The sequence below is a fragment of the Kitasatospora sp. CMC57 genome, from assembly GCF_045866025.2.
Lineage (GTDB): Bacteria > Actinomycetota > Actinomycetes > Streptomycetales > Streptomycetaceae > Kitasatospora.
The window spans coordinates 3,455,891-3,469,955 of the sequence record NZ_AP035881.2 but is presented as its reverse complement, the minus strand read 5'-3'; the positions used below and the strand labels follow the sequence as shown (position 1 = coordinate 3,469,955).

The following is a 14,065-nucleotide window of genomic DNA, read 5'->3' as shown; positions in this document are numbered from 1 at the left end:
ACACTCAAGGGAGCCCGCTACACCCAGCCGCTGGAGACGGAGAGCCGATGCAGCTAGCAGCGATCGTCATCTCGCTGGTCACCACTGTGATCGGCACCGCGCTCGCCGCCCGCGCGGCCGCGTACATCTACCGGGTGGTGAAGACCGGTGCGCCGGACTCCACCCGTAGTGCCAACCCCGTGCAGAGGACGAAGACGGTCGCCGCCGAGTTCCTCGGCCACACCAGGATGAACAAGTGGGGCGTCGTCGGCGTCGCGCACTGGTTCGTCGCGGTCGGCTTCTTCACCCTGGTCTCCACCCTGGTGACCGCTTTCGGCCAGCTCTTCGACGCCGAGTGGGTCATTCCGGTGATCGGCCACTGGCTGCCGTTCGAGATCTTCACCGAGCTGGTCGGCACGCTGACCACGCTGGGCATCGCCACCCTGATGGTGATCCGGCTGCTCAGCCTGCCGGGCCGGGCCGGGCGGAAGTCGCGGTTCGCCGGGTCGATCGCCTGGCAGGCCTTCTACGTCGAGTACACGATCCTCGGCATCGGCCTCTGCATCATGATCCTGCGCGGCCTGGAGGGCGCCCTCGCGGGCGCCGACCACTACGAGGCGGCGTACCTCGTCTCCTACCCGCTGGTGCTGGCCTTCAAGGGCCTGTCGCGCGGCACCCTGGAGAACCTGATCTACCTGTTCGCGATGCTGAAGATCTGCATCTCGTTCGCGTGGGCGACCACCATCGGCATCAACCCCTCGATGGGTGTGGCCTGGCACCGCTTCCTGGCGTTCTTCAACATCTACTTCAAGCGCGAGGAGGACGGCGGCGTCGCGCTCGGCGCACTCCGCCCGATGACCAGCGGCGGGCAGCCGATCGACTTCGAGGACCCGGCCGACGATGCCGTCTTCGGCGTCTCCCAGGTCGAGCACTTCGCCTGGAAGGGCATCCTCGACTTCTCCACCTGCACCGAGTGCGGCCGCTGCCAGTCGCAGTGCCCGGCCTGGAACACCGGCAAGCCGCTCTCCCCGAAGCTGCTGATCATGAGCCTCAGGGAGCACGCCTTCGCCAAGGCGCCGTACCTGCTGGCCGGGGGCGGCAAGGACGCCGAGGGCAACGAGACCGGCACCCCCGAGCAGCTGGCGAACGTGCCGGCCGCCGCACTCGCCGAGGCCGAGCGCCCGCTGATCGGCACCGCCGAGGAGAACGGCGTCATCGACCCGGACGTGCTGTGGTCGTGCACCACCTGCGGCGCCTGCGTCGAGCAGTGCCCGGTGGACATCGAGCACATCGACCACATCGTCGACATGCGCCGGTACCAGGTGATGATCGAGAGCTCCTTCCCGACCGAGGCCGGGACGATGCTCAAGAACCTGGAGAACAAGGGCAACCCGTGGGGCATGGCCACCAAGGCCAGGCTCGACTGGGTCAAGGAGCTCAAGAAGGAGACCGGCATCGAGGTGCCGGTGATCGGTGAGGACATCGACCCGGCCGAGGTCGAGTACCTCTACTGGGTCGGCTGCGCCGGCGCCCTGGAGGACCGGGCGAAGAAGACCACCAAGGCCTTCGCCGAGCTGCTGCACACCGCGGGCGTGAAGTTCGCCATCCTCGGCAAGGAGGAGACCTGTTCCGGCGACTCCCCGCGCCGCCTGGGCAACGAGTTCCTGTTCCAGATGCTCGGCGCGCAGAACGTCGAGACCCTGAACGCCGCGCTGGAGGACGCCCCGACCAAGCGGATCGTGGCCACCTGCCCGCACTGCTTCAACACCATCGCCAACGAGTACCCGCAGCTCGGCGGGCACTTCGAGGTGATCCACCACACCCAGCTGCTGCAGCACCTGATCGACGAGGGCAGGCTCCTCCCGGTCAACCCGGTCGAGGGTCTGATCACCTACCACGACCCCTGCTACCTGGGCCGTCACAACAAGGTCTACAGCCCGCCGCGCGAGATCATGGACAAGGTCCCCGGTCTGCGCCAGCAGGAGATGCACCGGCACAAGGAGCGCGGCTTCTGCTGCGGCGCCGGTGGTGCGCGGATGTGGATGGAGGAGCGGATCGGCAAGCGGATCAACACCGAGCGGGTGGACGAGGCGCTGTCGCTCAACCCCGACATCGTCTCCACCGCCTGCCCGTTCTGCCTGGTCATGCTCTCCGACTCGGTGAACGGCAAGAAGAACGACGGCGCCGCCAAGCAACACCTCAAGGTGGTCGACGTGGCCCAGCTGCTGCTGGACTCGGTGAAGGCCCTGCCGGCCGAACCGGAGCCGGTCGAGGCCTGACCGCACGTCAGCACCGGCCCCGGCGCCCCTCGGTGGGGCAGCCGGGGCCGGTGCCGTTCAGGCAACTGAGCGGTGCGTCGGTACGTGTCGCAACCCCGCCGGAACGGGGCGGCTTTGGAAGGAAATACAGTGGGGCGCGGGACCCGTGTCGTACGGGTCCCCGTACAGGACAGGTAGGTCGCCCCGGAACAGCCGGTGACGGCTACGGGGCAAGGGGAGAGGCGCGGACCGTGACCGAGGCGATCATGCTGGTCGGTGGTAAGGGCACGAGGCTGCGCCCGTTGACCACCCACACCCCCAAGCCGATGCTGCCGGTGGCGGGGGTCCCGTTCATCGCGCACCAGCTCGCCAGGGCCGCCGCGGCCGGGGTGACCCGGGTGGTGCTGGCCACCTCGTACCTGGCCGAGATCTTCGAGGACCACTTCCAGGACGGCAGCCCGTACGGCATCGAACTGGTCTACCTGACCGAGGAGGTGCCGCTCGGCACCGGCGGCGCGATCCGCAACGCCGCCTCCGGGCTCACCTGCGGCCCCGACGAGCCGGTGCTGGTCTTCAACGGCGACATCCTCTCCGGCCTGGACATCGCCTCGCTCCGGGACGGCCACGTGGCCGCCGGGGCCGACGTCACGCTGCACCTGACCCGGGTCGAGGACCCGCGCGCCTTCGGCCTGGTGCCGACCGACGCGCACGGGCGGGTGCTGGAGTTCCTGGAGAAGCCGGAGACGCCCGAGCAGATCGTCACCGACCAGATCAACGCCGGCTGCTACGTCTTCACCCGCTCGGTGATCGACCGCATCCCGGCCGGCCGGGAGGTCTCGGTCGAGCGCGAGACCTTCCCCGAGCTGCTGGAGACCGGCGCGCTGGTCCGTGGCGTGGTGGACACCTCGTACTGGCTCGACCTGGGCACCCCCGGCGCCTTCGTGCGCGGTTCGGCCGACCTGGTGCTCGGCCTGGTCGACTCCCCGGCGGTGCCGGGCCCGACCGGCGAGGCGCTGCTGCTGCCGGGTGCCGAGGTGGATCCGGCCGCCGTGCTCAGCTCCGGCACCGTGGTCTCCGAGGACGCGGTGGTCGAGGCCGGCGCGATCGTCGAGGGCAGCGTGATCCTGCCCGGCGCCGTGATCGGCCCGGACGCGTTCGTGAAGGACTCCATCGTCGGCGCGTACGCCACCGTGGGGGCGCGCAGCTCGCTGGACGGCGCCGTGATCGGTGACGGTGCCACCGTCGAGTCCGACAACGAACTGCCGGCCGGCATCCGGATCGCCTGCGGCGTGCTGCTCCCGGTCGGTGCCGTCCGTACCACCGCGGGGCCGGGTGGCTGCCCCGCCGGGGAGACCGCGGCGGCCGTCGTGCACGCCCGCTCGGTCGCCGCGCGCTGACGGCTCCACCCGGCCCGGCAGTGACGTGGTCACAGCACTGCTGCAATCCCGCGCCGAAGCCATGATCAACCGACGGCCGGTCAGCTCGAACGGGTACCTTCGACTCGTGGCTGGCAACGGATACGACAACGGTGAGGGCGCCGCCGACCCCCGACGGGGGTGGGCAGCGGCGCCCGGTGGGCAGAACGCGCAGCAGTACCCCGGGGCTGGCCCGGTGGGGGAGCCGGAGTACTTCACCGCACCCCATCCGGGCTACGACCCCGGGCCGTTCGGGGCACCGGCGGCTCCCGGCGCCTACGACCCGGACCAGCCCGGCCACACCCGGGCCTTCACGGTCGAGGACGAGCAGTACTACGCCGCCGCGCCGGACTACCCCGGCGCCGCCCCGGACCACCCCGGCGGCCAGGACAACGTCGCGGTGTACCGGGCCGGCGGTGCGCCGCACCAGAGCGGCCCCAGGCTGCCCTGGAAGGCCCTGCTGACCGGTATCTACCGGGCACCGTCCGCCACCTTCGACCGGATGCGCGACCACCAGGTCTGGCTGCCCGCCCTCACCGTCTCGCTGGCCTACGGCGTGCTCGCGGTGCTCGGCATCGGCCTGACCAGGGACGAGGTGGTCAACTCCACCTTCACCGTCGCGCTGACCGCGATCGCCGGTGCGGCGGTCGGCTTCACGCTGGCCGGGGTGATGCTCGGAGCGGTCACCTACGGCCTGGCCCGGCAGCTCGGCGGCGACGGCCCCTGGCAGTCCACCGTCGGCCTGGCCGTCATCATCGGCTGGACCAGCGACGTGCCCCGGCTGCTGCTGGCCCTCTTCCTGCCCACCGACAACCTGGTGGTCCAGGTGCTCGGCTGGGCCACCTGGCTGGTCTGCGCCGCGCTGCTGACCACCATGGTGCGCCGGGTGCACGACCTGCCCTGGGGCAAGGCCGCCGGCGCCGCCGCCCTGCAACTGCTCGCCCTGCTGGTGCTGATCAAGCTCCCCACGCTCGGCTGAACCATCTCTTCGTACGGAGCTCCCGCATGACCACCCTCCCCACCACTCACGTCAGCTTCCCCGCCGGGGCGGTGACCGGCGAGAGCCCCGTGCTCGCCGTCCACGCGCTCGCCGACGGCCGGTACGCGGTGGTCACCGAGGCGACCCCGTTCCACCCGCTCGACCACACCTGGCCCGACCAGCCCGCCGACCTCGGCACCCTCACCGTCAGCGGCACCGCGTACCCCGTGGTGGACTGCCTGACCGGCGCGCACGGGCCGGCCGGGGAGTTCCTGGTCGGCGCCGACATCCCGGTCCGGCGCGGCGACGAGGAGTGGTCCTGGCTGGTGCTGCACGTGCTCGCGGCCGACCCGGGCGTGGTCACGGGCCAGGTCGCCCAGCTCTCCGTCGACGCCGAGCGGCGGGCGCTGCTCTCCGCCGCGCACAGCGGCTGCCACCTGCTGGCCCTCGCCCTCAACGCCGCGCTCGCGCCGCGCTGGCGCAAGGACCCGGGGCGTTCCGATGCCTTCGGCAACCCCGACTTCGACAGCCTGGCGATGGCCTCCTCGGTGATGGACACCGAGGCCAGCACCGACACCTACCGGCTCGGCAAGTCGCTCCGCAAGAAGGGCTTCACCGCCGAGGCCACCGAGGAGTTCCCGGCCCTGGCCGACGCCCTCCCCGCCGTCACCGAGGCGGTCAACGCCCAGCTCGCCGCCTGGGTCGCCGCCGACGCCCCGGTCCGGATCGAGGTGCCGGGCCCCGAACTCACCGCCCGCCGCCAGTGGCACTGCGAGCTCCCGGTCGGCTCCGCCGCCATCGCCTGCGGCGGCACCCACCTGCATCACCTCGGCGAACTGGCGGAGCTCCGTACGGAGTTGACCCTGTCCGAGGACGGCAGCGAACTCGTCGCGGTGACCCGCCCCAAGCGGGCCTGAACGCACGGAAGGGGCCGGTCCAGTGGACCGGCCCCTTCTTCCGCTTCGCCTGCTACACGTCCGAGCGGTGGAAGTTCAGGTGCGAGCGGGAGGCGGTCGGGCCGCGCTGGCCCATGTACCGCGAGCCGTACCGCTCCGAGCCGTACGGGAACTCGGCGGGGGAGGAGAGCCGGAACAGGCAGAGCTGCCCGATCTTCATCCCCGGGTACAGCTTGATCGGCAGCGTCGCCACGTTCGACAGCTCCAGCGTCACGTGCCCGCTGAAACCGGGGTCGATGAAGCCCGCAGTCGAGTGCGTCAGCAGCCCGAGCCGGCCCAGGCTCGACTTGCCCTCCAACCGCGAGGCGATGTCGTCCGGCAGCGTGACCGTCTCGTAGGTCGACGCCAGCACGAACTCGCCCGGGTGCAGGATGAACGCCTCGTCCCCGTCCGGCTCGACCAGCCGGGTCAGGTCGGACTGCTCCTGCGAAGGGTCGATGAACGGGTAACGGTGGTTCTCGAACACCCGGAAGAAGCGGTCCAGCCGGACGTCGATGCTCGACGGCTGAACCATCGCAGGGTCGAACGGGTCGATCACGACCCGGCCCTTGTCGATCTCGGTACGGATGTCCTTGTCAGAGAGCAGCACGTCCCCGAGGGTACGTGCATGACCATGCCCTGGACGAATCCCGCCCAGGGCGTGGTCGATGTGCGTTTCCTGCTCAGGCCAGGAACTGTCTCAGGCGAGGAACCGGCTCAGTCCGGGAACCGGCTCAGGCGAGGAACTCCGCCGCCTCCAGTCGCAGCGCCCGCGCCAACTGGACTCCCGACAACTCACTCATGTCCGCCGGCACCGAACTCCGCAACCGCCCGCACTGCGGACACCGGATCAACCGCCCCGGCCCCAGCCGCCCCGCCCCGAGAGTCTGCATCGGAAACGTCGAAGTACTGAACACGTGCCCGTCGGCACAGCGGACGACAGTACGCTGCTCCATCGCGATCCCCTTCCCAAACCTGACGACGCCACCACGCCCCGGGGGACCCACAAACACCCCGAGCCAGCGTCACATTAGGGGATCTACCGGACACCAAGCGCGCCAACTCGCCGCCCCTCACCAGGCCGACCGAGGTGGGTCAGCGGATGGGGTAGAGTGTTGGACGATCGAGCAGTCACTGACGGCTCGTCAGTGCGGGCGTAGTTTAATGGTAGAACATGAGCTTCCCAAGCTTATAGCGCGAGTTCGATTCTCGTCGCCCGCTCCAGCGCAAAGCCGCAGGCCACAGGCCTGCGGCTTGTTTGTTGTCTGGACCAATCTGGGATGGGCGTGCCAGATCCGTGCCAGATGGACGCAGCAGCTGTCAGGTTCGAACGTTCGCTGGGTTCCCCCGGTACAGCGCATGGTCTCCGCTTCTGGCCTGCAGGCTTGCTGTCTCGGTTGCGGCAGTCGACGATGGTCGGCATGTCTGAGACCTCCCGCGCCGCTAATGCAGGCACTGGCCTGACCGGTGAGAAGTTCAGCCGTCGCAATCAGCCGGACCCTACGCGTGATGAAGCCGATTCGGGCCGGTGGCTCGCGATTGATGAATCTGGTCAGGATGGTGATCAGCTTCATGGGCGTGGTAGGTACTTCGTCCTGGGCGCCGTAGCCATCGATGATGCTGAGGCAGCCGAGATCATTGGCGAGCTGAGGGCCCAGGCCAGGATTCAGGCGACTGCCCCGGAGTTGAAGTTTCAGCGTAACTTCGGCGGGGCCGGCGACAGCGGCCGCCGCGAGCTACTTGCCGCCCTGCTTGGCCCGTCCGGCCCTCTGGCCGGCCGGTCGATCGTCTACCTGGTCGATAAGCATTACATGATCTCGGCCAAGCTGGTCGATCTCCTCATCGAAGAGCAGTTTCACGCCGTGGGCGTCGATATTGTCGGCAATGGTGTCGCGCGGGAGATGGCACGTGTCATCGCTAATGACGGGCCTCGTGGCGTTGGTTCCGAGTACTTCGATGTCTTCCTGGCCACCGCGTCGATGTTCTTCTCCAAGAAGAACCGCAACGGTGACCGGGTAACCGCCGATGAGCTCTACTCTGTTCTGCGCACCGCAGCCACGTATGCCAGGCGGAAGAAGAACCCACGCCTACGTCCGCTCGCCGACTTGCTGAAGCTGCTTGCCAGCACTCGGGAACACGCGGAGGCGTTTGTCGCGGATCGGGGCCAGGTCGTGTCCAGCTCGGCTCTTCCTGACATCGTCCTTCACGAAGACGATATGGAGCCGCTGATTCCTTCACTTGTGGCTCTGGTGACCGAGGCGACCGAGCGCTTTGGCCGTCTCCATGTCCTGGCTGATGACCAGAAGCTGTTTACCGACAGCAACCTGGACTACGTTGACGCAGGTATCAAGGCGATGACCACCCTCCAAGGGCTCAACGCCGATACCCTGCGCGGGGAACTACGGCGCGGTAGGTCTATCGATCACCCGTCTCTGCAGTTGGCTGATCTGGTATCGGGAGCCGGGCTAGCTGTTGCTCGGCGCTACGCCGGTGAGTCCTCACCGGCGGGAGACGATTTGGTGTCCGAGGTGAGCCCACTCATCTTGAAGACCAGCCTTGTTCCTTACGACGAACCGTTGCCGTAGCAGCGGGAGGCGGCATCTGACAGAGCTATCCGGCCAGCACGCACCTGGTCGGATAGCTTTGCCATTGGCGCTCTTACGCCTTGCGAGCCTCCCCATCAAGGACAGACGGCAGCCGACGGTGGGCGCGGATGTCGACGACGGCAGCGCTGATGCCGTTGGAGATCTTGGTCTGTTGTTCGGCGGTGGCGTGCTGGTAGATCAGCGCGGCGCGGACGGAGGAGTGGCCCATGTGGGCCATGAGGTCCTTGAGGCTGGCGCCGGTGCCGGCGGCGAGGACGTTGCCGGTGTGGCGAAGGTCGTAGAAGCGGAAGCCGTCCATGCCGAGCTTCGCGCGGGCCTTGCGCCACTTGCGGCCGAAGGTCGAGCGGCGGAACGGGGCGCCGCGCTCGCCGATGAACAGCAGACCGTCGTCCTCCTTCGCGGCGTACCAGCGCCGGTGCAGCTCGAAGTCCGGGACGATCTCGGGTGGGATGCCGACCGGCCGCTTGCCGGCCTTGGACTTCGGGTCGCCCAAGACGCGCTTGCCGGTGGTCAGTTCGGGGGCCGCGCGGCGGATCCACACGACCTGCTTGACCAGGTCGACGTCGGATCGGCGGACTTCGGCCAGCTCTTCGGGGCGGAGGGCCATGAAGGAGCCCATGAACACTATGAGTTGCCAGCGCGGGCCCATGAGGTCGGCGAGCTGGAGGACCTGCTCGACGGTCGCAACGGGACGCTCCTCGGCTTCCTCCTTGCCACCGCCCCTGATGCGGCAGGGGTTTCGGCGGATGAGTTCGTCGTCGACGGCGGTCTCCAGCACCGCCTTCAGGAGGCGGTAGGCCTTGGCGGCGGTGGTCTTCTTGCCCTCCTTGACCAGCGCGGCGCGCCAGGCCCGGACCTGGGGAGCGGTGATCTCCTTCAGCTCGGACTCGCCGAACGTCGGTTCCAGGTGCAGGCGGAGGAGGCGGCGGTAGAGCTCGTCGGTGAGGGGTGCGAGGTCGCGTTCGTCGATCCAGGCGGTGGCGTAGAGGAGGAAGTTGACGGCTCCGGCGTTGGGGTCGCGCCACTCTTCGCGGCGTATGTCGGTCTCGGTCTCGACTAGCCAGGCTTCGGCGTCGCCCTTGGTTGCGAAGGTCTCGTCGGCGTTGCGCAGGAGGCCGTCGGGGCCGGGGTAGCGGGCCTGGAAGCGGCCCGAGGGCAGTTTGCGGACGGAGCCCCAGCGGCGCCGTCGGCCGGAGTTGTTCGCCATCAGGCGGCCCGCCCGAAGCGGCGGCGGCCGGAGCGGACCGGGGCGACGGTGTTGGCCTCGATGTAGGCGGCGAGCACGCTCTCGGAGATGCGGACGTGGCTGCCGATCTTGATGAAGGCGATGCGCCGCTCGGCGATGAGCCGTCGGGGGAATCGTTCGGTGGTGCCCAGGCGTTCGGCGACCTGGCCGACGGTCAGGTACTGCTCGGAGGCGTTGGTCGAGCGGCGGTTGCTGTTCTCGGGCATGGGTTCTCTCCTCGCGGCGCGCGTGGCTGTGACGTGCCGTCGCCGCGGTTGATCGCTGTGGTAGGTGGTCGGTTTTGGATCGACGCTGCGATTCCGGTGCGCCAACACCGGAACGAGCGGGGGTGATACGGGCCCGGGAGGTGGCCGGGCTGGGGATCCTGGGTCAGTCGCGGGTGATCGCGGCCTTCAGGTTGTCGAGGAGCTGGACGATTTCAGCCCGGGTGAACTGGCTGAACGGGCCAGCCTCGGCTGCCTGTTCGGCAGCCGGGGGGAGTGGCAGGTGCCGGGTGCGTCTGCCCTCCGGCCGCGCGCGCAGGGCGTGCGTGAGCGGGCCGTCCTCGCCGGCCCGGTCGGGCACGTCGACGGGGAAGGGCAGAAGGGGGCTGATGCCGTCAGCCCAGTCCCAGGCCGCCTCGGTGGTGACCGGGCCGGCGCCGGTGACGTTGGTCCGGCTCGCGTCGGCGACGGGCGGCAGGAGGAGCGTGGTGGGGGAGACCCCGAGCGCGATGGCGATGGCGGCGAGGTCGTCCACGTCCACGCGCCGTTCGCCACGCTCGATCTTGCTGAGCGCGGTCGTGGGCGTGGGGCGGCCCAGGTCGGTGAGGATCTCGGCGAGTCGGCGCTGGCTCATGCCGAGCTCGGTCCGCAGCCGCTCGATGTTCTTCGCGGTCTGCAGTCCGGTCGGGCCGATCTCGACGGGTCGTGTTGCCATGACGGGATATAAGCATGGATCTCCGGCCGCACCAAGTAGTCCGGGAGAGCCGTGCGAATCGTGCTGCGCCGTCCGCGTGACTGTCGGTTTGTCCACCGCTTTATGGTCCTTGACATGCTGTTTGGTGCGGCCGGACTTTGCTGGTAGTCCTTGGGTACGCGACTCGGCGGAGGGCGGCGCCCATGCCGCCTCGCCGACGGGGCGCTCCAAGATGGAATGTTGCTACCGGTGCGGACGTCGAGTCCGCCGAGGCGGCGAGATCGGCGGAGAGCCGGTCGACCGGAGACGCAGGAGGGGATGAACGGGGCGGCGCGGAGAGGAACGCGCGACCGCCCGAAAACGGGAGCGGCCCCCGGTGTTGGCGCACCGAGGGCCGAAGGAACTCCCTGAACCGACCACCTACCACAGCGATCAACCGAGGCACCGGACCGTCACAGTCACAGGTGCCTCGGGGAGGAAGCCATGCCCAAGAGTACGACCCCGGCGGCGCAGACCACACCCGCCTGCGGCGGCCTGCCCCCGAAGGCGGGGCGGTAGCCGTGGCGCGCATCCGCACCATCAAGCCCGAGATCACCCAGTCGCTTAGCCTCGCCGAGGTGTCGCTGACCGCTGAGCGGACCTTCGTCTGCCTGCTCACCCAGGTCGACGACGAGGGCCGCCACATCGACCACGCCGCGATCATCAACGGCGTCCTGTGGGCGCTGCGGCCCGAGCACACCCCGGTCCACTGCGCGGACGACCTCCAGCAGCTCGCGTCCGTCGGGCTGCTCTGCCGGTACACCGGCTGCGACGGCCGCCAGTACCTGCACGTCGCCAAGTGGCACGAGCACCAGAAGATCTCTCACCCGAGCGCCTCCCGACTGCCCTCGTGCCCGGTGCACGAGCATGGGCGGCGGTGCGGCAAATGCAAGGGGGAGCGGTGTGCCCACCCGGCTCCGGAGGACCTCGGGAAGGCTCCGGAGTCCCTCTCCGGCCCGTTTTCGGCACCGGTCGGCGACACCACGCTTCCCGAGGCCGCTCCACAGACCCTCGGCAGGCCCGAGTCGGGCAACCAGGCGGCGGATGCCGGTGAAACAGCAGGTCAGGGCACGTCTCCGGAACTGCTCCGGAGGGCTCCAGAGGGGCTCGTGCCTGGATCTAGGATCTTGGATCCTGGATCTACCCCTAAAGGGGGCGGCTCCGCCGCGCCCACCCCGGCTCCCTCGCGCATCCCTCACCGGGACGAGCCGCACCTCGTCGCGGCGCAGGCAACCGAGCACGGCATGATCGCCCACGAGTTGGTCGCCGAGTACGTGCGGGCTGCCGCAAGAGCCCGCCCGCCAAGGTGCGCGGCCACCTCGCCAAGGTCATCTCCAGCCTGCTGGCCGAGAACTTCACCGAAGACGAGATCCGGGCCGGCCTGGCGCGGTACCAGGCCAGGCCGCTGAGCCCCAGCCTGCTCCCGGACATGGTCCACGAAGCCATCAACGCCCAGCCCGCAGCGGCCCGGCAGAGCGCCGCCCGTGCACAGCACCAGCCCTTCACCAACCCCGGGGACGCCCTGGCCTACTACGGGGGCGAGCTGTGACCTCCACCCCGACGGCGGCCCGTACCGCCGACCGCGATCCCAAGCTCATCGGCGGAGGTTGGCGCGAACGCTTCGCCCGCATCCAGGCCGTCCCGACCACCGCGGCGGAACGCGAGGCAGACCAGCCGTCCACCGTGCTGGAGCTGGCCGACCGGCGCATCCCGCCGCGCTACCGGCTCGCCGTCGCCGACCACCCCGAGGTCACCACCTGGGTCCAGCAGGTCACCCTGGCGAGCCGCCGAGGACCTGGCGGCGCTCCGGGCATCGCCCAGGGCCCGTCGCTGCTGATCACCGGCTCGACCGGGTCGGGCAAGACGCACCAGGCGTACGGAGCGATCCGCAGCCTGCTCGCGGGCGGCGTGCGCCTGCGGTGGATCAAGACGACCGCCGAGGAGCTGTACGCCGCGCAGAGGCCACGTCAGGGCGTTGACGGCGAGCAGGAGATGCGCGCGCTGATGGCCTGCCCGCTGCTGATCGTCGACGACCTCGGTGCCGCGAAGGCGACTGAGTGGACCGAGGCGCTCACGCTGCGGCTGGTCAACCACCGCTACGAGTACATGCTTCCGACGATCTTCACCACCAACCTGCCGCTCGGCGACATCCGCGCCGCCCTCGGTGACCGCACCGCGTCCCGGCTGGCGGAGATGTGCGAGCGCGTCATCCTCACGGGCCCCGACCGCCGACGACGCACCGCTTGAGCCGCACCGGCTCCGCTCTGCCGCCGTGCACCTGACGCCGCCCCGCCCGGCATCCCACCTCACACGTCCACCCCACCACCGCCTCGCCGCTCGGCCCTGCCCTCGCAGCGACGAGGCCACCTGGAGCACCTCACGTGACCAACACCGCACTGCCCCCTGCTCACATACCTGCCGCCCGGGTCTCCCTCTGGGACCGTCTCACGGTCGTACTGCTCGGCGCGCTCGGCTTCGCCCTGTCCTACGACGCCCTGCGGCAGATGGCCGCCGCGATCCACGTGCGCGGCCCGCTCACCTACGTGTTCCCGCTGATCATCGACGGGTTCATCGCCTACGGCGTGCGCGCCCTGCTCGTCCTGCGCGAAGCCCCCAGGCCCGCCCGCGCCTACGCCTGGGCACTCTTCACCGGAGCGACCGCCGCCAGCGTGTGGGCGAACGCCGTGCACGCCGTCCGCCTCAACGACCTGACCAGCACCGACAGTAGGCTCCGGCTCAGCGACACCGTCGTCGGCTTCCTGTCGATCCTCGCCCCGCTCGCCCTCGGCGGCGCCGTCCACCTGTACATCCTCATCGCCCGCCACGGCGCGAACACCGCGATCCGCCAGGGTGAGCAGAGCGACGATCCGCACAGTGGAGCTTCTGCCGACCCCGTCGCCGCCGACCACGACGAGGAAGTCCCGCCGCAGCGGATAGGGGACCGAAACGACGAGACCGCACTGCTGGCGTTGCTGTCCGCCGCCGGCCTGCTGCCCTCCGAGTGGAGCGACGCGCTGCCCGGTCACCAGGCGGCGGAAGGCGATGACCAGCCGTCCGGTACTGCGAACACCCCAGTCGGCGACCCGGCAGAAGCCGCTGACGAGTGCCAGGTCGGCGGCAGCGACAGCACCGCCGAGGGCAAGCCGATCGGCCGTCCGCCGGGTGCGTCGATGGAGCAGCTGCTGGAGGTCAGCCGCGCGGCGGTCGCCGCCCACCGTCGACTCACCCGCGCCGTCGTCGAGCAGGCCGTCCGAGAAGCTGGCCTTCCACTCGGCAGTACCCGCCTAACGGAGCTGATGAAGAGGCTCCGCCGAGAGGGGGGCGGCGACGAGGGCCGTCCACAGGCCGAGGCCAACTGACCGCGGTCGTGGCCAGCTGACCGACCCGTCTCGGTCAGCTGGCCACGACTTCTGCCGACTCACAGCGGCATAGGCAGAAGGCCCATCGCAGCCAGGTCCCCACACTCTGCGGAACTCACCTTCACCTCGGACTGCCCCCTCCTGCGCGGCAGGCCACGCCCGGAAAGCTCTGTCTGATGGCCGCTCATACCCGCGAAGTCCGGCGCGACCAAACCGGCACCCATCCGGAAACTGCCCACCAAGACCGCCATGCCCCGCACCGACCGCCCACTCCTGTGGAGCACACCCGTGACCACCGTCCGCCAGCCCATGAACGACCAGCCCGAGAGCTCTGTAATTCCCCTACACCGCA

General features: G+C 69.8%; 14 protein-coding genes and 1 tRNA gene. 9 read left to right on the top strand and 6 right to left on the bottom strand.

What is annotated here, in order from left to right; all coding sequences use genetic code 11:
- The first annotated feature begins 47 nt into the window (after positions 1–47).
- From ACKUU6_RS15285 to ACKUU6_RS15270, 4 genes are all read left to right on the top strand, one after another.
- A complete protein-coding gene (locus tag ACKUU6_RS15285; RefSeq protein ID WP_407989087.1) occupies positions 48–2,258 on the top strand; it encodes a (Fe-S)-binding protein in 2,211 nt (736 codons plus the stop codon).
- Between the two features lie 230 nt (positions 2,259–2,488).
- Positions 2,489–3,634 carry a sugar phosphate nucleotidyltransferase gene (locus ACKUU6_RS15280; protein ID WP_407989086.1) on the top strand — a complete coding sequence of 382 codons (1,146 nt, stop codon included), beginning with the start codon at positions 2,489–2,491 and terminating at the stop codon, positions 3,632–3,634.
- Positions 3,635–3,740: 106 nt separating this feature from the next.
- Positions 3,741–4,631 carry a Yip1 family protein gene (locus ACKUU6_RS15275; RefSeq protein ID WP_407989084.1) on the top strand — a complete coding sequence of 297 codons (891 nt, stop codon included), beginning with the start codon at positions 3,741–3,743 and terminating at the stop codon, positions 4,629–4,631.
- 26 nt (positions 4,632–4,657) lie between these two features.
- Positions 4,658–5,548 (top strand): metal-dependent hydrolase, encoded by an 891-nt coding sequence (locus ACKUU6_RS15270; RefSeq protein ID WP_407989083.1) that lies wholly within the window; start codon positions 4,658–4,660, stop codon positions 5,546–5,548.
- 52 nt (positions 5,549–5,600) lie between these two features.
- On the opposite strand, the gene dcd is transcribed toward ACKUU6_RS15270, so the two are convergent.
- Complete coding sequence (gene dcd, locus ACKUU6_RS15265) at positions 5,601–6,176, bottom strand: dCTP deaminase (protein WP_184916025.1); 576 nt, start codon at positions 6,174–6,176, stop codon at positions 5,601–5,603.
- 124 nt (positions 6,177–6,300) lie between these two features.
- On the bottom strand, positions 6,301–6,522 hold the full coding sequence (locus ACKUU6_RS15260; protein WP_407989082.1) for a hypothetical protein: 222 nt from the start codon (positions 6,520–6,522) through the stop codon (positions 6,301–6,303).
- A gap of 194 nt (positions 6,523–6,716) precedes the next feature.
- Between ACKUU6_RS15260 and ACKUU6_RS15255 the strand changes: the two genes are divergently transcribed.
- A tRNA-Gly gene (locus ACKUU6_RS15255) sits at positions 6,717–6,790 on the top strand.
- Between the two features lie 197 nt (positions 6,791–6,987).
- Positions 6,988–8,151: a DUF3800 domain-containing protein gene (locus tag ACKUU6_RS15250; protein WP_407989081.1), complete on the top strand. Its 1,164-nt coding sequence runs from the start codon at positions 6,988–6,990 to the stop codon at positions 8,149–8,151.
- A gap of 73 nt (positions 8,152–8,224) precedes the next feature.
- Here ACKUU6_RS15250 and ACKUU6_RS15245 read toward each other — a convergent pair whose 3' ends face one another.
- From ACKUU6_RS15245 to ACKUU6_RS15230, 4 genes are all read right to left on the bottom strand, one after another.
- Positions 8,225–9,379 (bottom strand): tyrosine-type recombinase/integrase, encoded by a 1,155-nt coding sequence (locus tag ACKUU6_RS15245; RefSeq protein WP_407989080.1) that lies wholly within the window; start codon positions 9,377–9,379, stop codon positions 8,225–8,227.
- On the bottom strand, positions 9,379–9,624 hold the full coding sequence (locus tag ACKUU6_RS15240; RefSeq protein ID WP_407989079.1) for an excisionase family DNA-binding protein: 246 nt from the start codon (positions 9,622–9,624) through the stop codon (positions 9,379–9,381). Before ACKUU6_RS15240 ends, ACKUU6_RS15245 begins: the two co-directional genes overlap by 1 nt.
- 163 nt (positions 9,625–9,787) lie before the next feature.
- Positions 9,788–10,336 (bottom strand): helix-turn-helix domain-containing protein, encoded by a 549-nt coding sequence (locus tag ACKUU6_RS15235; protein ID WP_407989077.1) that lies wholly within the window; start codon positions 10,334–10,336, stop codon positions 9,788–9,790.
- Positions 10,337–10,773: 437 nt separating this feature from the next.
- Complete coding sequence (locus tag ACKUU6_RS15230; RefSeq protein WP_407989076.1) at positions 10,774–11,181, bottom strand: hypothetical protein; 408 nt, start codon at positions 11,179–11,181, stop codon at positions 10,774–10,776.
- 479 nt (positions 11,182–11,660) lie between these two features.
- Between ACKUU6_RS15230 and ACKUU6_RS15225 the strand changes: the two genes are divergently transcribed.
- From ACKUU6_RS15225 to ACKUU6_RS15215, 3 genes are all read left to right on the top strand, one after another.
- The gene (locus ACKUU6_RS15225; RefSeq protein WP_407989075.1) at positions 11,661–11,903 is read left to right on the top strand and encodes a hypothetical protein; all 243 of its coding nucleotides are present in this window, start codon (positions 11,661–11,663) and stop codon (positions 11,901–11,903) included.
- Complete coding sequence (locus tag ACKUU6_RS15220; RefSeq protein WP_407989074.1) at positions 11,900–12,601, top strand: ATP-binding protein; 702 nt, start codon at positions 11,900–11,902, stop codon at positions 12,599–12,601. The genes ACKUU6_RS15225 and ACKUU6_RS15220 overlap by 4 nt, the downstream gene beginning before the upstream one ends.
- A gap of 134 nt (positions 12,602–12,735) precedes the next feature.
- Positions 12,736–13,713 carry a DUF2637 domain-containing protein gene (locus ACKUU6_RS15215; protein WP_407989073.1) on the top strand — a complete coding sequence of 326 codons (978 nt, stop codon included), beginning with the start codon at positions 12,736–12,738 and terminating at the stop codon, positions 13,711–13,713.
- The last annotated feature ends 352 nt before the right edge of the window (positions 13,714–14,065 follow it).

Bases quoted from the DNA above. Each gene is read 5' to 3' on its own strand.
- ACKUU6_RS15285 (WP_407989087.1), top strand. From the start codon at position 48: ATGCAGCTAGCAGCGATCGTCATCTCGCTGGTCACCACTGTGATCGGC.
- ACKUU6_RS15270 (WP_407989083.1), top strand. From the start codon at position 4,658: ATGACCACCCTCCCCACCACTCACGTCAGCTTCCCCGCCGGGGCGGTG.
- ACKUU6_RS15260 (WP_407989082.1), bottom strand. From the start codon at position 6,522: ATGGAGCAGCGTACTGTCGTCCGCTGTGCCGACGGGCACGTGTTCAGT.
- ACKUU6_RS15250 (WP_407989081.1), top strand. From the start codon at position 6,988: ATGTCTGAGACCTCCCGCGCCGCTAATGCAGGCACTGGCCTGACCGGT.
- ACKUU6_RS15245 (WP_407989080.1), bottom strand. From the start codon at position 9,379: ATGGCGAACAACTCCGGCCGACGGCGCCGCTGGGGCTCCGTCCGCAAA.
- ACKUU6_RS15240 (WP_407989079.1), bottom strand. From the start codon at position 9,624: ATGCCCGAGAACAGCAACCGCCGCTCGACCAACGCCTCCGAGCAGTAC.
- ACKUU6_RS15235 (WP_407989077.1), bottom strand. From the start codon at position 10,336: ATGGCAACACGACCCGTCGAGATCGGCCCGACCGGACTGCAGACCGCG.